Annotated in this window: 1 protein-coding gene; it reads left to right on the forward strand. The window is 55.6% G+C overall.

Features of this window, described 5'->3' with window-relative positions; translation table 11 throughout:
* The first annotated feature begins 75 nt into the window (after positions 1–75).
* Positions 76–1,647, forward strand: coding sequence for a transposase (locus HNR38_RS17120; protein ID WP_183706603.1), 1,572 nt, complete (start codon positions 76–78; stop codon positions 1,645–1,647).
* Positions 1,648–1,822 lie beyond the last annotated feature (175 nt).

Below are 1,822 nucleotides of genomic sequence, written 5' to 3' on the forward strand. Positions count from 1 at the left end.
GCGTTGAGGCTGTAGAAAAACTCGAAATCCCCCTCGGGTTTGGTAGGATCAGGCAAACAGACAAGGAGCTGTCAGATGCCTCGCTTCAAGCACTACAACTACGATCAGGACGCCATGGTCGTGATCAACTACCAGGAACAGCTGCAGCCCGGCACCTTTGAACACGCGGTGCATTACCTGATCGAACACAAGCTGGACCTGTCGGTGTTTCACCCCAAGTACCGCAATCAGGACACCGGCCGTCTGGCTTACGATCCAGCCATCCTGCTGAAGATCATCCTGTTCGCCTATTCCAAGGGCATCACCTCCAGCCGCGAGATGCAGTGGTGTTGCGAGACCAACATCATCTTCAAGGCCCTCTCCTGCGATACCGTTCCCCATTTCACCACCCTGGCCAAATTCGTCAGCAGCCACGCTGAGGAAATCGAAGACCTGTTCGAGCAGATCCTGTTGGTGTGTCACGAGCAAGGCCTGTTGGGTAACGAACTCTTCGCCATCGACGGCTGCAAGATGCCCTCGAACGCGGCCAAGGAGTGGTCTGGCACCTTTAAGGAACTGGGCGAGAAGCGGGACAAACTGCGCCGCTTGATTCGCCACCATTTAAAGGAACACTACGAAAAGGACGAGGCGGAAACCGAAGCCGAACTGGACCGGGATATCCGCCGGGCCAAAACCATCCTCTCGCTGGATGAGTCCCTGAACAAAGTGGACCGCTTCCTAAAGACGAACCGCCCACGGATGGGCCGGGGGAAGCGGAGCAAGGAAGTGAAGAGCAACCTCACCGATAACGAAAGTGCCAAAATGACCACCAGCAAAGGCACGGTCCAGGGCTATAACGGCGTGGCTACGGTGGACAGGAAACACCAGATCATCATTGATGCCCAGGCCTTCGGGGAGGGGCAGGAACACCACACCCTGCAACCGGTACTGGAAATCGTGGAAGCCCGCTTCCAGAAGCTGGGCATTGCCGACAACATCTACCAGCAGGGCGCCATCGTCACCGCCGATACCGGCTTCGCGAATGAAGCGAATATGCAGTACCTGCACGAGCGCCAGATCAACGGTTACATACCCGACAACCAATTCCGAAGCCGAGATCCGAAGTTCCAGAATCAAAAAGGCAAGTACGGCAAGCGGCACCAGAACCAGCCAAACGCTGGCTGGAAAAACATCATCCCAGCCAGTGAGTTCCAGTTCGATCCAGTGAACCTGACCTGCACCTGTCCAGCCGGAAATACCATCAGCTACCAGGGCACCCGCGAAGCTGAGAACGGTAAGACCCGAGTGCACTTCGAAGGCCGTCTCCTTCAATGCCGGCATTGCCCAAAGAAACACCAGTGTATGCAAAACCCCGCCTCGGCCAATCACCGTAAAGGGTCGGGACGACAGGTCTCGTTCACCATCGAAAACAAACGCTTGGCGAACTACACCGACTGGATGAAACACCGAGTCGACAGCCCGAGAGGCAAAGAGATCTACAGTCACCGAATGTCAGTGGTGGAACCGGTGTTCGGCAACATCGGCACGGCCAAACGCCTGAACCGCTTCAGCTTGCGGGGCAGGAAAAAGGTCCAGGGCCAATGGCAGCTATACTGCCTGGTACACAACATCGAGAAACTGGCGAATTATGGGCAGTTGGCGGCGTGAATGAGCTGATTAAGCCTAATACAGGATGAAATCTGTTTGAGATCATGGTTGAGCGGATAACGTTGGTGGTGGAATGAACACATGACGACGGCCAAGCGGATTGCTGGCCGGGTGAATAAACGAACAAAGGGGCGGTAGGCTGGACTCCGAAGTGGGTTTTTCTACAGCCTCGTTA

The organism is Marinobacter oulmenensis (genome assembly GCF_014201735.1).
GTDB lineage: Bacteria > Pseudomonadota > Gammaproteobacteria > Pseudomonadales > Oleiphilaceae > Marinobacter > Marinobacter oulmenensis.